The sequence below is a fragment of the Candidatus Frackibacter sp. WG13 genome, assembly GCF_900114655.1.
Classification (GTDB): Bacteria; Bacillota; Halanaerobiia; order Halobacteroidales; family Acetohalobiaceae; genus Frackibacter.
Genome location: NZ_FOTT01000012.1, coordinates 1 through 14,468 on the forward strand (window position 1 = coordinate 1; position 14,468 = coordinate 14,468).

Consider the following 14,468-nt stretch of genomic DNA (forward strand, 5'->3'; position numbering starts at 1 on the left):
TATCTTAATAACGCGGGGTAGAGCAGTCCGGTAGCTCGTCGGGCTCATAACCCGGAGGCCACTGGTTCGAATCCAGTCCCCGCAACCAATTTAAAATTGAAATATAGGATAATTTATAAATCATATGCGGGAATAGCTCAGTTGGCTAGAGCACCAGCCTTCCAAGCTGGGTGTCGCCGGTTCGAGTCCGGTTTCCCGCTCCATTTTAATATGCCGGGGTGGCGGAATTGGCAGACGCATCGGACTTAAAATCCGATGGGCCTTAGTGCCCGTGTGGGTTCGAGTCCCACCCCCGGCACCATTAATACTATCGGAGCGTGGCGCAGTTTGGTAGCGCACCTGGTTTGGGACCAGGGGGTCGAAGGTTCAAATCCTTTCGCTCCGACCATTTTTGCTTTCCTTCTAGGATTAAGAGGGAAAGTTTTTTAATATATAGATATATTATTACATATTTTGACTTCACTTTTTCTTTTTTTTAATGTATAATGATATATAGTCAGTACATATATGATATGGGGGGCATAATAGATGAGTAAAAGAATTTTGATTGTTGATGATGCGCAATTCATGCGTACTATGTTGAAACAATTAATTGAAGATAATGGATATGAGGTAGTTGGCGAAGGAGAAAATGGAAAGCAGGCTATTGAACTATATAAAGAACTTAATCCAGATGTAGTAACTATGGATATTACTATGCCAGATATGGATGGCATTGAAGCAACTAAGGAGATTATTAATTTTGACCCGAACGCTAAAATTATTATGTGTAGTGCAATGGGACAAAAGCCTATGGTTTTAGATGCTTTAGATGCCGGAGCTAAAGATTTTATTGTTAAGCCAATTCAACCGGAAAAGGTAAAACAAACATTAAAGTCAACTTTAGGGTAAAAATTTAATATAATATAAAAGGGTAGAGAATATTCTCTATCCTTTTATATTTAAAATAGTAATAATCGTCTAAAGAACTTACATTCTAAGAGGGTTTTGGCTTTTTATCACGAATATGTATAAAGAAGGTTATTATTAATTAATCTTTCTATTATACTTATATATATATTATTAAATTTACTTCCTTTGGTAAGGAGGAATTATCAATGAATTCAGAAGAAGAAAAGAGATTTCAACAGATTATGGAGCAGTTATTTGGTGAAACTAACTTGCATGAGGAGGGGGATGAATTTAACCCAATAGAAGACTATACTCAACCTAAACAAAAGTTAGATAAAGAAATGAAAGAAGCGGCTATTGAAATGGCTAAATATGAACTTGATCAATTAAGGCAGGCTTTTATTAATTTTCAAAAAGAAATTCAAGATTTAGTTTTGTTAAAGTATTCTACTCAATTTTTATTAGATTATAGTAGTTATTGTGAAGAATTAGAGGGATTGTTATTGATTACGGATGAATCTGAACAGGAAGATGGAAATAAATTTATTGCTGAACATGATCTTCGTAATCAGATTTTAAATGAGATTTATGAAAGGTATATGGGTCAAGTAAATGAAGATGAATAACAAATTAGTGAGAGATTAGTTTTTTATTTAATATTAAGACCTCTACTTTATAAAGTAGAGGTCTTTGGTAATTAGTAATATTTAAAAATGAATAGTAATTTTGTTTATAATTAAGACTATTATTGATATTTTTCTTTTTTACAGAAAGATATAAAAATTTATTTGAGGTGATAAGAGTGGACCTTCAAAAAAGATTTGATAAATTAAAGAAGTTAGGTCTTTGTGACCGCTGTTTAGGTAGACAGTTTGCTCGTTTAGGATATGGACTGCAAAACTATGAACGAGGCGCAATTCTTAAAGAGAGTAAGGAGATACATAAAAATATTTTTTCTCAAGAAAATATTCCGCAAGATATATCTCCTAAAGATGATTGTTTTCTCTGCAGAGGTTTTTTTAATAAACTAGATAAGTACGAAAAGATGGTAATTGCTGCTTTAACTAATTATGAATTTAATAATCTCTTAATTGGCACTCGTTTTCCCCAGAATATAAAAGATAAAGAAAAAGAGATTTGGGAAGTATGTGGCGATCAATATATAGAACCAATTAAGACTGAGTTTAATCGATTATTAGGAAAGAGAGTGTTAAAAAGATTAGATGTTACAGTTGAGTTTAATAATCCTGATATTACAGTATTGGTTGATTTAACTAAGGATAAAGTAGAATTACAGATTAGTTCAGTATTTATTTACGGTCAATATAATAAATATTCGCGTAATTTACCACAGACTGAATGGCGATATAAGAATCAATATTCAGAATCAATACAAGAAATAGTCCAGGCTCCTTTTGTTGAAGCATCTAAAGCTAAAGAAGGTAAATTTCATGGTGCGGGAAGAGAAGATATTGATGTAAGATGTTTTGGCAAGCGAGAATTTGTTTTAGAGTTAGTAGCGCCTAAAAAGAGAAGTATCGCTCTTAAAAAATTACAAAAACAAGTTAATATGATTCAGGATAAAGTTGAGATTTTTAATCTCGATTTTACCGTTAAAGATAAGAAAAAAGAACTTAAAGGAAAGAGAGCTAATAAGATCTATCGTGCTCTAGCAGTACTTTCAAAAGGTATTGAAGAAAAAGATTTTAAAAAATTAAAGCAAATAGTAGGAACTATTAAGCAAGATACTCCTCAGCGAGTTAGTCATAAACGAGCTAAACTGACTAGAAAAAGAGAGATTTATAAAATAGATTATGATAAACTTACTTCTAAAAAGATTGACCTTACTATTAAAGCAGAAGCAGGGGCTTATATTAAAGAATTAATCTCTGGAGACGAGGGACGAACAAGGCCAAGTGTGAGTCAAATACTTGGTTGTGAGGCAAAATGTAAGCGTCTAGATGTACTTGACATAGAGAAGTAAGAAGTTATTTAAACTAGCTATGAAGGATTTTATCGACATTTTGTTCAAATATAGTAATTAAGTTAAGTAATAGAATAGTGAAGGAGGAGAACTGGTTGTTAGATTGTGATATTCCTAATTTTATTTCTTTAGAGGTAGATAAGCTAGTCTTTGATTATAATGGGACCTTGGCTTGTGATGGGATTCCAATAGAGAGAGTTAAAGCTAAGTTAAATAAATTAGCAGTAGATTTTAAGGTTTATGTTTTGACTGCTGATACTTTTGGAACAGTAAAAGAAGAATTTAGCGATGTGGATGTTGAAGTTACTATTGTTGATTCTGTTAAAGGAACTGAGTTTAAAAAGAAATTTATTAAAGAGTTAGGCAGTAATAGTGTGATTGCAGTTGGTAATGGTAGTAATGATGCTTTAATGTTAGAAGAAGCACGTTTAGGAATTTTAATTATTGGACCTGAAGGGGCAGCTACTAGAAGTTTATTAAAATCTGATTTAGTAATAAAAGATATCAATGAAGTCTTAGATATCTTATTAAATCCTACACGAATTATTGCTTCGTTACGAAGATAGTAATAAAGAATTAAAAGCCTAAATACAAGAAAAGAAAGTGGGATTGGAGGCTAATTATATGAAGTTAAAGACGTTGAAGATGTTAGTTAAGTTAATAGAGAAAGGAAGTTTTTCTGTAGTAGCTGATGAATTAGATTTAACACAACCAGCAGTTAGTATGCAGATTAAATCTTTAGAAGAGACTTTTAATACTGATTTAGTTATTCGTGAAGGAGGAGAAATAAAATTAACTCCAGCTGGAAAGGTAGTATATCATAGAGCAAAACAGATATTAGATAATTGGGAACAGACTAAATTAGAGGTTAAAGAAGTAAAAGGAGAAGCCTATGGACAAATAGTTATAGGGGCTAGTACTATTCCGTCAGAATATCTTTTACCAAACTTACTAAGTGACTTTTGTAAAAAGCTTCCTGAAGTTGAGGTGTTAATGGAAGTAGATGATAGTAAGGAGATTGTTGATAAATTAGATAACAGGAAGGTAGATGTTGCAGTAGTAGGTTCTAAGCCTACAAAAAAAGAGTTAGAGTTTAGGACAGTAGCTGAAGACAACCTGACTTTAATTGTACCTAAAGATCATGGTTTACTTAAGAATGAAAGAGTGACTACTAATGACTTAGTGAAAGAAAGAATTTTGATTAGAGAAGAAGGGTCAGGGACAAGAAAGGCTATGTTAGATGGTTTGAAAGAAAGAGGTTTAAGTAAAAAAAATCTAAATATTATAGTAAGATTAGGTAGTACTGAGGCAATTATTTCTGCAGTTGAGGTTGGTTTAGGAATTTCCTTTGTTTCTGAATTAGCAGCTAAGAAAGCAGTAGTTAACAATCGAGTCGAAAGAATTAAAGTTGAAGACATGATAATTAATCGTAAGATATATTTAGCATATCGCCGTGAGCGAGCAGAAGAATTACTGATTAAAGAGTTTATCGGAATTTTTTAAGATATAGCTTTACTTTTTATAATTTTATGATAAAATATATTTAGACTAGAATAGATTAGAAAAGGAGAGATGAGAAAAGTGAAGATGAGAAAATTTGTAGAAGCAGGTTTAATGTTGGCTATTGGTTTTGTCTTGCATAGTATTATGCCTCCAATTGTGATGGGTATGAGGCCAGATTTAAGTTTAGTGATGTTGTTTGTGGTGGTTATGTTGTATAAAGATTTTAAATTAACTTTAGTTGCCGGAGTAGTAACGGGGATTATCTCTGCTTTTACTACTACTTTTCCTGGTGGTCAGGTTGCTAATATAATCGATAAACCATTAACGGCTATTGCAGTTTTCCTTTTAGTTAGCTTAATTAGGAAAGCTAATGTGAATGAAAAATTAGAATCAGGGATTGTAGCGGCAATAGGTACACTTATTAGCGGAACTTTATTTCTATTAAGTGCGTTAATATTTGTTGGTTTACCAGGTCCATTTAAAGGGTTATTCCTTTCAGTAGTTATTCCAACGACATTAATGAACATAGTATTTCTTTATATATTGTATCCAATTATTGTTAGAGTTAAGAGAATGGTTGGGAGTACAGAAATAAATAGTATGTCAACAGAGCAGCCTAGTTAATAGGCTGTTTTTTCATCTACATAGAGTGACTATACTTAATTTCAGGCGGAATGAACGACAAGTGGAATAGGTATATTGATTTTGTTCTTATATGACTTTATGTAAAAGATATGGATAATTAACTATGATTTAAGAGCAAAATAAGTAATATTAAAAAAGTGAAAGAAGGAGTGGTACTCAATGAAGATAGGAGTGATGAGCGATACTCACGGTAGTTTATCAGCTTGGGAAGAAGCAACTGAATATTTAAAGGACACAGATATTATTTTGCATGCTGGTGATATACTGTATCACGGAGCAAGAAATCCATTACCATCAGGATATGATACAGCAGGATTAGTAAAAGCTTTAAATGAGTTTGATGGTGATTTGGTAGCAGTAAAAGGAAATGTAGATGCTTTAGTGGATGATTGGGTTCTGCCTTATGCTTTATCAGAATACTCAGTGGTGGTTGATAATGATTTAAGGATAGTTATCTATCATGGTTACCAACATGAAACTGAGAAAGAAAGAGTTGAGTTTGCAAAGAGATTTGGAGCTGATGTTTTAGTTTTTGGTCATACACATATACCACTAATTAAGGAGAGAGACGGAGTTATCCTATTAAACCCCGGTAGTACTTCTTTACCAAAGCAGGAACCAGCTCAACCAACTATAGCTGCAATAGAAGATAACAAAATTGAAATTATAGATTTAGGTAATAAGGAATTAATAGATGAATTGGAATTAAAATAAGATTACTCTTTATAAGTAGTGAATATAATAACAAGGTGGCCTTAGAGAGGTAAAAAAGCCACTAGATTAGTGGCTTTAAAGTTAAGCGGTGTAAGGAGAGATTCCTTGTAGAGATAAAGATTTAAACCAAAGGAAGCCGCTAGTCCCTATAATTATTGGTTTATCTTTTAGTTGTAATCGTAATGAATTATGGATGTGTATGTTATAACCATCAATAGCATGAGACTGATAATTAGACATAATATCTGGCTTACCTACATTCACGGTAGGTTTATAAGTCGTACCGCATCAGCCGCCACCTACTTTTAAAGTCTTAATAGTAATCTCTTTTACACTTGCCTTTTTGGCTAGAAGTTCTTTAGCACTTTGTGTAATCTTAATTTCTTTTGACATAGACCTCACCTTTCTTTAGATAATAAGATTAGTTTCTTATACTATATTTATATATTATAATTTCTTGATTAATGTTAGTATTCCTTTATTTCATTAATAATATTAGGAGGTAGATAGAATGAAAGTTAAAGAAGCAATTAAAAAGAGACGGAGTATTAGGGGTTTTAAAGATGAGAAAGTAAGTCAAGAAGAGGTTAATCAAATTTTAGAAGCAGCAAGATTAGCACCTTCAGGAACTAATATTCAACCTTGGCGTTTTGTTGTTATTGAATCGCAAAAGATGAGAGATGAATTAAAAGACTGCACGCTTGATTTTGTTGTTGAGGCGCCAGTAGTGATAGCTTGTTGTATTGATAAGACTTCAATTCAAAAGAGGAAGAGAAGAATTGTAGAATTACATAAATCAGGGGCTTTCAAAGGAACACAGCTAGAAAAGATGGATGCTTCAAAATATAAAGGTAGAAAGATGGATGAGGCAGAAATTAAGACTTACCTGCAGTTAAATTGTGCTATTGCAATTGAAAATATGGTCTTACAGGCTACAAGCTTAGGCTTAGGGAGCTGTTGGATTATGATGTTTAATAAGAAGAAAGTTAGTGAGCTGTTGGAATTGAAGGATAATTTAGAAGTTATGACTTTGTTACCAATAGGGTATCCAGAAGAAGTACCGCAGCAAAGACCTCGTTTGTCTTTAGATGAAATAGTTTTTGATAGAATATAGTTAGTTGGTACAGTAGTAAGATTTTAAATTATAAATTATTATAAAAAACATCAATTTCGCAAGGAAAAATCACTTGTTAAATAGAATAAGTAAATGAGCATAGAAATTATAAAAGGTGGGAAATTGATGAAGCTATTTATTGTAAAGTTACTGTCTAGAATCTTACTGCCTCCAGGGTTATTTCTAGTTTTAATTGGGGGGATATTGTTATTTTTATGGGAACATAGGAATCGATATAGGTCACGTAATTATAAAATGAATTATGTTTATAGTGGGTTAATAGTATTATTCTTAGTGATATATATTTTGAGTTCTTATGTAGGTGAATTTATTTTAGTTAGTCCTTTAGAAAATAGTTTCCCTCCTCGAACTTATACTGAAGTCAAGAGAAAGATTAATGATAAAAGTATAATTGTAGTATTAGGCGGGGGAGTAGTTAGAGGAACTCCATTAGGCAGTGAAATAGGGAAGACAACTTTGAAGCGCTTATACGCTGGTTGGCAATTGCAGCAGAAGACTGGATTAGATATAGTAGTCAGCGGTGGTATCGTTCCTGGTGCAGATGCTACTTCTGGGGCAGATATTATGGAAAATGTATTGTTGGATTGGGGAGTAAATCAAGAGAAAATTATTACTGAAAGCCAGTCGAAGAATACATGGCAAAATGCTGTTAACACTACTGAGCTTTTAGAAAAGTTAGAATATGAAGAAATAATTCTTGTAACTAGTGCTGTACATATGAATCGGGCTATCTATTCATTTCAGGAGAATGGGAATTTATCATTAATTGCTGTACCGACAGATTATATATTAGATAAAGAACTTAGTTTATTAGATTTTTTGCCTAATCGAATTTCTTTGCGAAATTCATTAAGCGCTCTACATGAGTGGGTAGGGTTAGTGTGGTATTATTTAAAGTGATTAAATTAAAGGTAGAATATATAACAGAAAGACCATACAGATAGATTAAACTGCATGGTCTTTTGATATAGTTAAAATTTAACCTAATAATGAATCTTTAGGTTTGCCATTTTCATATTCTACCCATTCAGTTATACTATCTTCAGTTAATGGAATAATAATAGTCGTTCCACTTTTTAATTTAGTATTACCATTTTTAAAATAATTTGCTTTAAGGATAGAATCGATAGTCACACTGTGATTAAAAGCAATATCGAAGATATACTCTCCATTTGCTTTTACAGTATAAAGTTTATGCTTATTGAATAATGCTGGACTAATTGGCATTAATAATTTCTGTCCAGTAGCTACTTTTTCAGTCGCATCTAAGTTGTTAATTATTCTTAAGGCATCTTCATTTAGATTAAAAGATGTTTCAATATCTGGTAATAATTCATTTCTCTTAACTCGATAATAGTTATCTAGTCTTTGACTAGCGTTTTTAAGATAAGAGAAGTTAAATCTTTGAGATCTATTTAATGGAATTATGACTGTATTACCTACTTTAAGATCAACTGAATTAGAAATTTTATTTAATCTTACTAACAATTGAGGACTAATTCCAAATTTGTTAGCTACTTTATTTAGGTTCTCACCTTTTTGCACTTTGTAGAAGTAATACAAAGGGTATGAATAATTAGTTGATTCTTGATTATCGTTATCTTCGTTAGTATTTATAGGAAGAATTAATTGACGTCCAGGATATACATCATAGGCATCTTGAATATTATTTAATTCAACTAATTTAGCAACTGTTGTATTATACTTCTGGGCAATATTCCATAAAATATCTCCTTTTTGAACAGTATAATAGCGATAATTATCATTAGTCTTCTCGCTATTATTTGTAGGCACTAATAATTGACGCCCAACATACATATCATTAGCATCTTTAATATCATTTAACTTAACTAATCTTTTTACGGTTGTATTATACTTTTGTGCGATATTCCATAGAATATCTCCTGATTTGACTGTATAATAGCTAAATATTTTTTTATTATTATTACTGTTGTCTTTTTCATAACTAACATCAATAGTAATTACTAATTTTTGACCTACATAAATATTGGATGGATTATTAATATCATTTTGATTAACTATAACTTTGACTGGAATACCAATATTACGAGAAATTTTTACTAAAGTGTCTCCCCTCTTTACATGATAAACTTTACTAGTCTTTGTTTGATTGGCATCTGCTTGAGTGACGGGAATACTTACTATAACTGCTAATATTACTAAGATGATTAAATTTTTCTTCATAATTTTTATTCTCCTTTCTTTTTCTAACCTATATAAGGGTAACATAAACTTTAAAAGTAGACAATAACAAATTGTTTACTTTTGAAACAATAATATCCATCTATTAGTCTCCTAAATATTTGATTTAGGCTTATTCAGATAGTGAAATACCCTTATAAATAAAATTATTAAGAAAGAAGAAATGCCAAAGTAATCAAGAAAAATATGAGATGAAGCAAAGAATTAATTGCTAACTAATTTAATCAGTAAGCTAGTGGTATATTGTCCTAAAAAAGCTACGTCTTCTGTATGTAATTTAGTTATTACTGATGAATCAAAAAGAATATTAGCTCCTCCATTTAATTCTTCATCACTAAACCAGATGATATAAGTTAATGGAATAGTAGGTAAAGTTTCAATAGTGAAACCTAAATCGCCTTTATCTATAAATTGAGCTCCTAGTTTTTTTGCTGCTTTTTTTAATTTATTTGGGTGTTGGCATAAATTATTGATAATTGGTTTAATTGCTTCTCTTTGGAAAGCATCACTGTAAACATTACCACCGGGGAGTTCTTTATAAGAAATTAATTCGCCGTTTGGTTCCCAATTATTACCCCGAGTTAAAAAATGTAAGGTTACTATCTTCATTCCAATGGCTACTGGAATTTCTGGATTTGAACTACTCATTTCTCCAGTTGGGTAGTCTACGTAATACTTTTGATTTAGACTTGGGATAACAAATTTATTTTCTTCTTCTATAAATTCTAATCCAGTTTTATCTATTATATCTTCAATTCCAGTTCTTTCTAAACGTCTTTGAGCTTTTTTAATAGCGGGTTTATAAGCGATAACATCTTCATGTTCTGATAAAGACATCAATATCAACTCCTTTAATTAAGATAATTTAGAATCTTTTGATTAATTATATCAGTTCACTGATAGATAATCAATTACATTAAAAATTTAATTAAGTGCATTTCATAATTAGATTTTGAGTATAATTAACAAGGAATTTTTGGGCGTTAACAAGTAATTATGAAATTTTTGAAATGTAAAATATAAAAACTGAACTGTTAAAGCACTATTATTTATGGTATTATAAATATATAGTAATAGATACATAATTTTAATGGGGAGGAAGTAACATGCGCGCTGAAATAGTTTCTATTGGAACCGAATTATTATTGGGTCAAATTATCGATACTAATGCTGCTTATATTGCAGAGAAGCTAGCTGAATTAGGGATTGATTTATACCATAGAAATACAGTTGGTGACAATAAGGAGAGGTTATATAAAAGTTTAAAGATGAGCTTGGAAAGGTCTGATATAGTATTAACTACTGGCGGTTTAGGTCCTACTGATGATGATTTAACTAGAGAGGTAGTGGCTGATGTAATGAAAGTGGAATTGATTAAAGATCAGGATCTAGTAGAGAGAATTGAGGGTTTTTTTAAAGATTTAGGAAGAGAGATGACTGAAAATAATCTTACTCAAGCTTATTTGCCAGCAGGAGCAGAACCAATTATCAATGAACAAGGGACAGCGGCAGGAATAATTTTAGAGAAAGATAATAATACTATCATTTCTATGCCAGGCGTTCCAGAAGAGATGAAGAAGATGATGAGCAAGACAGTAATTCCATATTTGAAGAAGAAATTAGGAAGTAATCAATTAATTAAATCAAAAGTTTTAAAAGTGTGTGGCTATGGAGAGTCATCATTGGAAACTGAAATTAAAGATATCTTGGATGAACAGACTAATCCAACGATTGCTCTTTTAGCTGGTAAGGCAGAGGTTCATCTGCGTATCACAGCTAAATCAAAAGATGAAGAATTAGCAGATCAGTTGATTAAAGAGGCAGAAGCTAAATTAAGAAGCCGTCTGGGAGTTAATATTTTTGGGGTTAATGATGAAACCTTAGAAGAAGTGATAGGGAATTATTTAAAGAACGAGAAATTAACTTTAGCTGTAGCGGAGTCTTGTACAGGAGGATTAATTGGAGATAGAATAACTGATATTCCTGGGAGCTCTTCTTATTTTGAGAGGGGAGTTGTAACTTACAGTAACCAAGCTAAGAAAGATTTATTGCGGGTTAAAGAAAAGACATTAAAAGAAGAGGGAGCGGTCAGTAAAAAGGTAGCTTTAAAGATGGCAAAAGGAGTTAAAGAATTAGCTAGTACAGATTTGGGTGTATCAGTAACCGGTATTGCTGGTCCTGGAGGCGGGAGTAAAGAAAAGCCAGTAGGGTTAGTTTATATGGGTTTAGCAACTTCAGAAGGTACTAAAGCCTTCAGATTTAAGTTTCATGGAAATCGCCAACAGATTAAATATCTTACATCGCAATATGTATTAGATAAATTAAGAAGGTATTTAGAGGGTGCTTTAGAGTTATAATAAAGAAAGAATAATTATAACTCTAGGTGGTATAAAAAATGAAGAATGAAATAATTATTATATTTTTTATTGCAATTTTAGGGGCAGTAGTTGCGGTTAACTTAATGAGTGGTACGGTCTATAAACTAAGTGCTTTTGAAGTAGAATTAGCTGTGCAGATTTCTGGCAATAATTTTACACAGGTAAATTTTCCACCAATAGGCAAGGTAGTGGCTAATACTCATTCTTATCCTTTGAATTTAAAAGCTACTGTTTTAAATGTAAATCCTGACCGACTAAGGAGTTTAGTAAAACAGATTGAAGATAAAGAAGAATTTATAAATGTCATCGAACGAAGAGGAAGAGATATACTACAATTCTTTATCTTACGCACACTCTTAATTGCTTTTATGGGGGGCGTAGTTGGAGTTTTTATGTTAGGTAGAAGAGAATTCAAATATCTATTAGTTGGTGGATTGATTGGTTTAATTTTATTAGTAATTCTCTTTGCAGGTACTTATTCTACTTATAATCTTGATAGGTTTGATGATCCAAATTATAAAGGAATGTTATCTGCAGCACCTTGGATGATCGGTTTAATAGAGGAAGGATTAAATAATATTGATCAGTTAGGGAAAGAGATGGCGAAGATAACGACTAATATTTCTAATCTCTTTACTGAGGTAGAGGCTTTAAAGACTTTAAGAGAAGTCAGTGGACAGATAAAAGTATTACACGTTAGTGATATTCACAATAATCCTGTAGCTTTAGATATTGTTGAAAAAGCAATTAATAGTTTTGATGTCGATTTAATCATTGATTCAGGTGATATAAGTGACTATGGAACTCCACTAGAAGCTAAGTTATTAGAGAGGATTGACAATTTAAAGATTCCTTATCTTTTTGTCCCTGGTAATCATGATTCACCAATTATTATAGAGAAGATGAAGAGCTTTGATAATGTAATTGTATTAGAGGCCGGGACAGTAAAAGTTAAAGGTTTAACAGTTACTGGGCTTGCTGACCCTGCTTCAATTACTAAGAATATTAAGCCACCAAAAGTAGATATGATTAAAGAATATCAAGATGGTTTAAAAGAATTATTAGGCAAGTTAGCAACAGCACCAGACTTGGTAGTGATTCATAATATTTTGATTGCTACGCCAGTAGTAGGAAAAGTTCCAGTCTTATTACATGGTCATGACCATGAATTTAAGATTAGAGAAGAAAAGAGGACAGTTATTGCAGATGCTGGAACAACAGGTGCTGCTGGAATTAGGGGGTTACAAAGTGAAAATGGAATACCTTATACGTTAAATTTATTACATTTTAATAATAAAGATGGAATTCAATTAAAAGCTATTGATACGATTACAATTTATAGTCGTGAGAGTAGTTTTATTTTAAAAAGAAAAGGGATTAGTAAAGAAGAACAATTAATTTCTAATTAGAAATTTTCTAAATCTTAGAGTTTATAATGGGAGTATAAGATATAATTTTTAAAAGCCGGTATCGCCGGCTTTTAATGTATAAATATCTTTAGTTATTAATTTACTTTAAATAATTAAGAGGATTAACTGGTCTACTATTGACCTGTATTTCAAAATGAAGATGTGGTCCAGTACTTCTACCAGTGTTACCAGATTTAGCGATAGGCTCTCCTCGATATACATTCTCTCCACTGTAAACAAGGAGTTTTGAATTATGAGCATATAATGTTCTCAACCCGCGCTGATGTTCTATAATTACTGTTTTACCATAACCTCTAGCCCAGCCACTATATACAATCTTACCACCTCTGGCTGCTCTAACTGTAGTACCAACATTAACAGCATAATCGATTCCCTCGTGTAATGTTCGTTTGCCAGAAATAGGGTGAACTCTATAACCAAAATAAGATGAAATTGGAGTATGAATAGGAGCAATAAATTGTTTTTTCAGTCTATCTTGATAACCAAATTCAGGTTTAGCCCCAGGAAGGATTATTAAATCACCTAATTGTACTTGTCCAGGATCTCTAATATTGTTAGCTTTGGTGATTCTATCTAAACTAATATCAAAACGTTGGGTAAGTTCCCATAAGCTATCTCCTGGATTAATCTTATATAAGATGCCTTTAACTGGTAGAATTTTAATTTTCATTCCTGGTTTAATTCTATTCATATTTGTTATATCATTAGCACCTAAAATAGTATCTATATTGATATTATACTTTTTAGCGATTGAAAAAAGATTTTCACCGTATTGGACAGTATGTTCGTGAATTTTATCTACTAATGATGGCTCTTTTGTTGGTTTAGTAATTTTGTGTTTTGTGGTTTCTATATCCTTATTTTGATTAAATAATTTGGAGTTTTCTTGGGACTTATTATTAGGCTTTGGAATAGATTGTTGATTTAAGTTATTATTGGGTTTTGATTTAATTCTATTATTTATAGTAGGTTGAATTTGTTCTTTGACGACTACTTTCTTTTTCTGTTGGGTTGTAGCTGACATTTGATTATTAATAGATTCTACTTTATTTTCTTTGAAATAAAGGTTATATCCACTAAGAAGAACAATAATAATTAAGAATATACTGATTGTATGTTTTTTCATTATCTTCACTCCTAATTACAATAATTAATTTAACTATAGTATTCTAAATATTAGAGAGTATTATAATAAAGGCATGTAAGAGTTAGCTTTTTATAATCACTATTAATTATTATATAATTAGGGTTAATTAGTGTCAAGAATTATGATAAGAACAAGGGGAAATAACATATTCTAATGAAATAAATAATAGGAAAAGTAGTAAATAGATTCTAACCAAGTTTGAAGTTTAAGAAGGTTGTTAAGAGTAGTAAAGTTATGTTAAAGTTATTTAAATAGCTTTAATCACCTTTAATTGTGGTTATTGCTCTGAATTGATTGATTTTAGCAATTGTAATTAAAGAACATTTGTTCTATAATATACATGTTGTAGATGTTTTTATATTACATTATTTTTTAGACATGAAGAAATAAATTAAGAAATAATTTTAAAATTTAGTAA

The 14,468-nt window shown here is 31.2% G+C and carries 14 protein-coding genes and 4 tRNA genes; 15 read left to right on the top strand and 3 right to left on the bottom strand.

Features of this window, described 5'->3' with window-relative positions:
• Positions 1–11 precede the first annotated feature (11 nt).
• The 13 genes from BM077_RS07415 (at position 12) to BM077_RS07475 (ending at position 7,772) form a co-directional block, all read left to right on the top strand.
• A tRNA-Met gene (locus tag BM077_RS07415) sits at positions 12–88 on the top strand.
• A gap of 38 nt (positions 89–126) precedes the next feature.
• Positions 127–203: transfer RNA gene (locus BM077_RS07420), tRNA-Gly, on the top strand.
• 9 nt (positions 204–212) lie between these two features.
• A tRNA-Leu gene (locus BM077_RS07425) sits at positions 213–301 on the top strand.
• Between the two features lie 10 nt (positions 302–311).
• Positions 312–388: transfer RNA gene (locus tag BM077_RS07430), tRNA-Pro, on the top strand.
• 140 nt (positions 389–528) lie between these two features.
• Entirely contained in the window at positions 529–891 is a 363-nt protein-coding gene (locus BM077_RS07435; protein WP_090003404.1) for a response regulator, read from the top strand.
• 206 nt (positions 892–1,097) lie between these two features.
• Positions 1,098–1,517: a hypothetical protein gene (locus tag BM077_RS07440; RefSeq protein ID WP_089749104.1), complete on the top strand. Its 420-nt coding sequence runs from the start codon at positions 1,098–1,100 to the stop codon at positions 1,515–1,517.
• A 176-nt stretch (positions 1,518–1,693) separates the two neighbouring features.
• Positions 1,694–2,875 carry a tRNA pseudouridine(54/55) synthase Pus10 gene (locus tag BM077_RS07445; RefSeq protein ID WP_176941665.1) on the top strand — a complete coding sequence of 394 codons (1,182 nt, stop codon included), beginning with the start codon at positions 1,694–1,696 and terminating at the stop codon, positions 2,873–2,875.
• Positions 2,876–2,970: 95 nt separating this feature from the next.
• Complete coding sequence (locus BM077_RS07450) at positions 2,971–3,441, top strand: HAD family hydrolase (RefSeq protein WP_089749108.1); 471 nt, start codon at positions 2,971–2,973, stop codon at positions 3,439–3,441.
• A gap of 58 nt (positions 3,442–3,499) precedes the next feature.
• Positions 3,500–4,378: a selenium metabolism-associated LysR family transcriptional regulator gene (locus BM077_RS07455; RefSeq protein ID WP_089749111.1), complete on the top strand. Its 879-nt coding sequence runs from the start codon at positions 3,500–3,502 to the stop codon at positions 4,376–4,378.
• Positions 4,379–4,462: 84 nt separating this feature from the next.
• A complete protein-coding gene (locus BM077_RS07460) occupies positions 4,463–5,002 on the top strand; it encodes a tryptophan transporter (protein WP_255361594.1) in 540 nt (179 codons plus the stop codon).
• A gap of 180 nt (positions 5,003–5,182) precedes the next feature.
• Positions 5,183–5,737, top strand: coding sequence for a phosphodiesterase (yfcE, locus tag BM077_RS07465; RefSeq protein WP_089749114.1), 555 nt, complete (start codon positions 5,183–5,185; stop codon positions 5,735–5,737).
• Between the two features lie 511 nt (positions 5,738–6,248).
• Positions 6,249–6,851: a nitroreductase family protein gene (locus BM077_RS07470; protein WP_089749115.1), complete on the top strand. Its 603-nt coding sequence runs from the start codon at positions 6,249–6,251 to the stop codon at positions 6,849–6,851.
• 126 nt (positions 6,852–6,977) lie between these two features.
• The gene (locus BM077_RS07475) at positions 6,978–7,772 is read left to right on the top strand and encodes a YdcF family protein (protein ID WP_176941666.1); all 795 of its coding nucleotides are present in this window, start codon (positions 6,978–6,980) and stop codon (positions 7,770–7,772) included.
• Between the two features lie 78 nt (positions 7,773–7,850).
• Here the strand turns inward: BM077_RS07475 and BM077_RS07480 are convergent, their stop codons facing one another.
• Both BM077_RS07480 and BM077_RS07485 read right to left on the bottom strand, forming a co-directional pair.
• Positions 7,851–9,077, bottom strand: a complete 1,227-nt coding sequence (locus tag BM077_RS07480) for a muramidase family protein (RefSeq protein ID WP_176941667.1) — start codon at positions 9,075–9,077, stop codon at positions 7,851–7,853.
• Between the two features lie 222 nt (positions 9,078–9,299).
• The gene (locus BM077_RS07485; protein ID WP_090003405.1) at positions 9,300–9,932 is read right to left on the bottom strand and encodes a DUF3786 domain-containing protein; all 633 of its coding nucleotides are present in this window, start codon (positions 9,930–9,932) and stop codon (positions 9,300–9,302) included.
• Positions 9,933–10,201: 269 nt separating this feature from the next.
• Between BM077_RS07485 and BM077_RS07490 the strand changes: the two genes are divergently transcribed.
• Together BM077_RS07490 and BM077_RS07495 are read left to right on the top strand one after the other, a co-directional pair.
• Positions 10,202–11,452, top strand: coding sequence for a competence/damage-inducible protein A (locus tag BM077_RS07490; RefSeq protein WP_089749124.1), 1,251 nt, complete (start codon positions 10,202–10,204; stop codon positions 11,450–11,452).
• A 38-nt stretch (positions 11,453–11,490) separates the two neighbouring features.
• A complete protein-coding gene (locus BM077_RS07495; RefSeq protein ID WP_089749125.1) occupies positions 11,491–12,882 on the top strand; it encodes a metallophosphoesterase family protein in 1,392 nt (463 codons plus the stop codon).
• A 100-nt stretch (positions 12,883–12,982) separates the two neighbouring features.
• Here BM077_RS07495 and BM077_RS07500 read toward each other — a convergent pair whose 3' ends face one another.
• Positions 12,983–14,029 carry a peptidoglycan DD-metalloendopeptidase family protein gene (locus tag BM077_RS07500; protein WP_089749127.1) on the bottom strand — a complete coding sequence of 349 codons (1,047 nt, stop codon included), beginning with the start codon at positions 14,027–14,029 and terminating at the stop codon, positions 12,983–12,985.
• Positions 14,030–14,468 lie beyond the last annotated feature (439 nt).

What these genes read in the sequence shown, in the direction of transcription:
- BM077_RS07435 (WP_090003404.1), top strand. Translation starts at nt 529, where the DNA reads ATGAGTAAAAGAATTTTGATTGTTGATGATGCGCAATTCATGCGTACT.
- BM077_RS07440 (WP_089749104.1), top strand. Translation starts at nt 1,098, where the DNA reads ATGAATTCAGAAGAAGAAAAGAGATTTCAACAGATTATGGAGCAGTTA.
- BM077_RS07455 (WP_089749111.1), top strand. Translation starts at nt 3,500, where the DNA reads ATGAAGTTAAAGACGTTGAAGATGTTAGTTAAGTTAATAGAGAAAGGA.
- BM077_RS07460 (WP_255361594.1), top strand. Translation starts at nt 4,463, where the DNA reads ATGAGAAAATTTGTAGAAGCAGGTTTAATGTTGGCTATTGGTTTTGTC.
- yfcE (WP_089749114.1), top strand. Translation starts at nt 5,183, where the DNA reads ATGAAGATAGGAGTGATGAGCGATACTCACGGTAGTTTATCAGCTTGG.
- BM077_RS07470 (WP_089749115.1), top strand. Translation starts at nt 6,249, where the DNA reads ATGAAAGTTAAAGAAGCAATTAAAAAGAGACGGAGTATTAGGGGTTTT.
- BM077_RS07475 (WP_176941666.1), top strand. Translation starts at nt 6,978, where the DNA reads ATGAAGCTATTTATTGTAAAGTTACTGTCTAGAATCTTACTGCCTCCA.
- BM077_RS07480 (WP_176941667.1), bottom strand. Translation starts at nt 9,077, where the DNA reads ATGAAGAAAAATTTAATCATCTTAGTAATATTAGCAGTTATAGTAAGT.
- BM077_RS07485 (WP_090003405.1), bottom strand. Translation starts at nt 9,932, where the DNA reads ATGTCTTTATCAGAACATGAAGATGTTATCGCTTATAAACCCGCTATT.
- BM077_RS07490 (WP_089749124.1), top strand. Translation starts at nt 10,202, where the DNA reads ATGCGCGCTGAAATAGTTTCTATTGGAACCGAATTATTATTGGGTCAA.
- BM077_RS07495 (WP_089749125.1), top strand. Translation starts at nt 11,491, where the DNA reads ATGAAGAATGAAATAATTATTATATTTTTTATTGCAATTTTAGGGGCA.
- BM077_RS07500 (WP_089749127.1), bottom strand. Translation starts at nt 14,029, where the DNA reads ATGAAAAAACATACAATCAGTATATTCTTAATTATTATTGTTCTTCTT.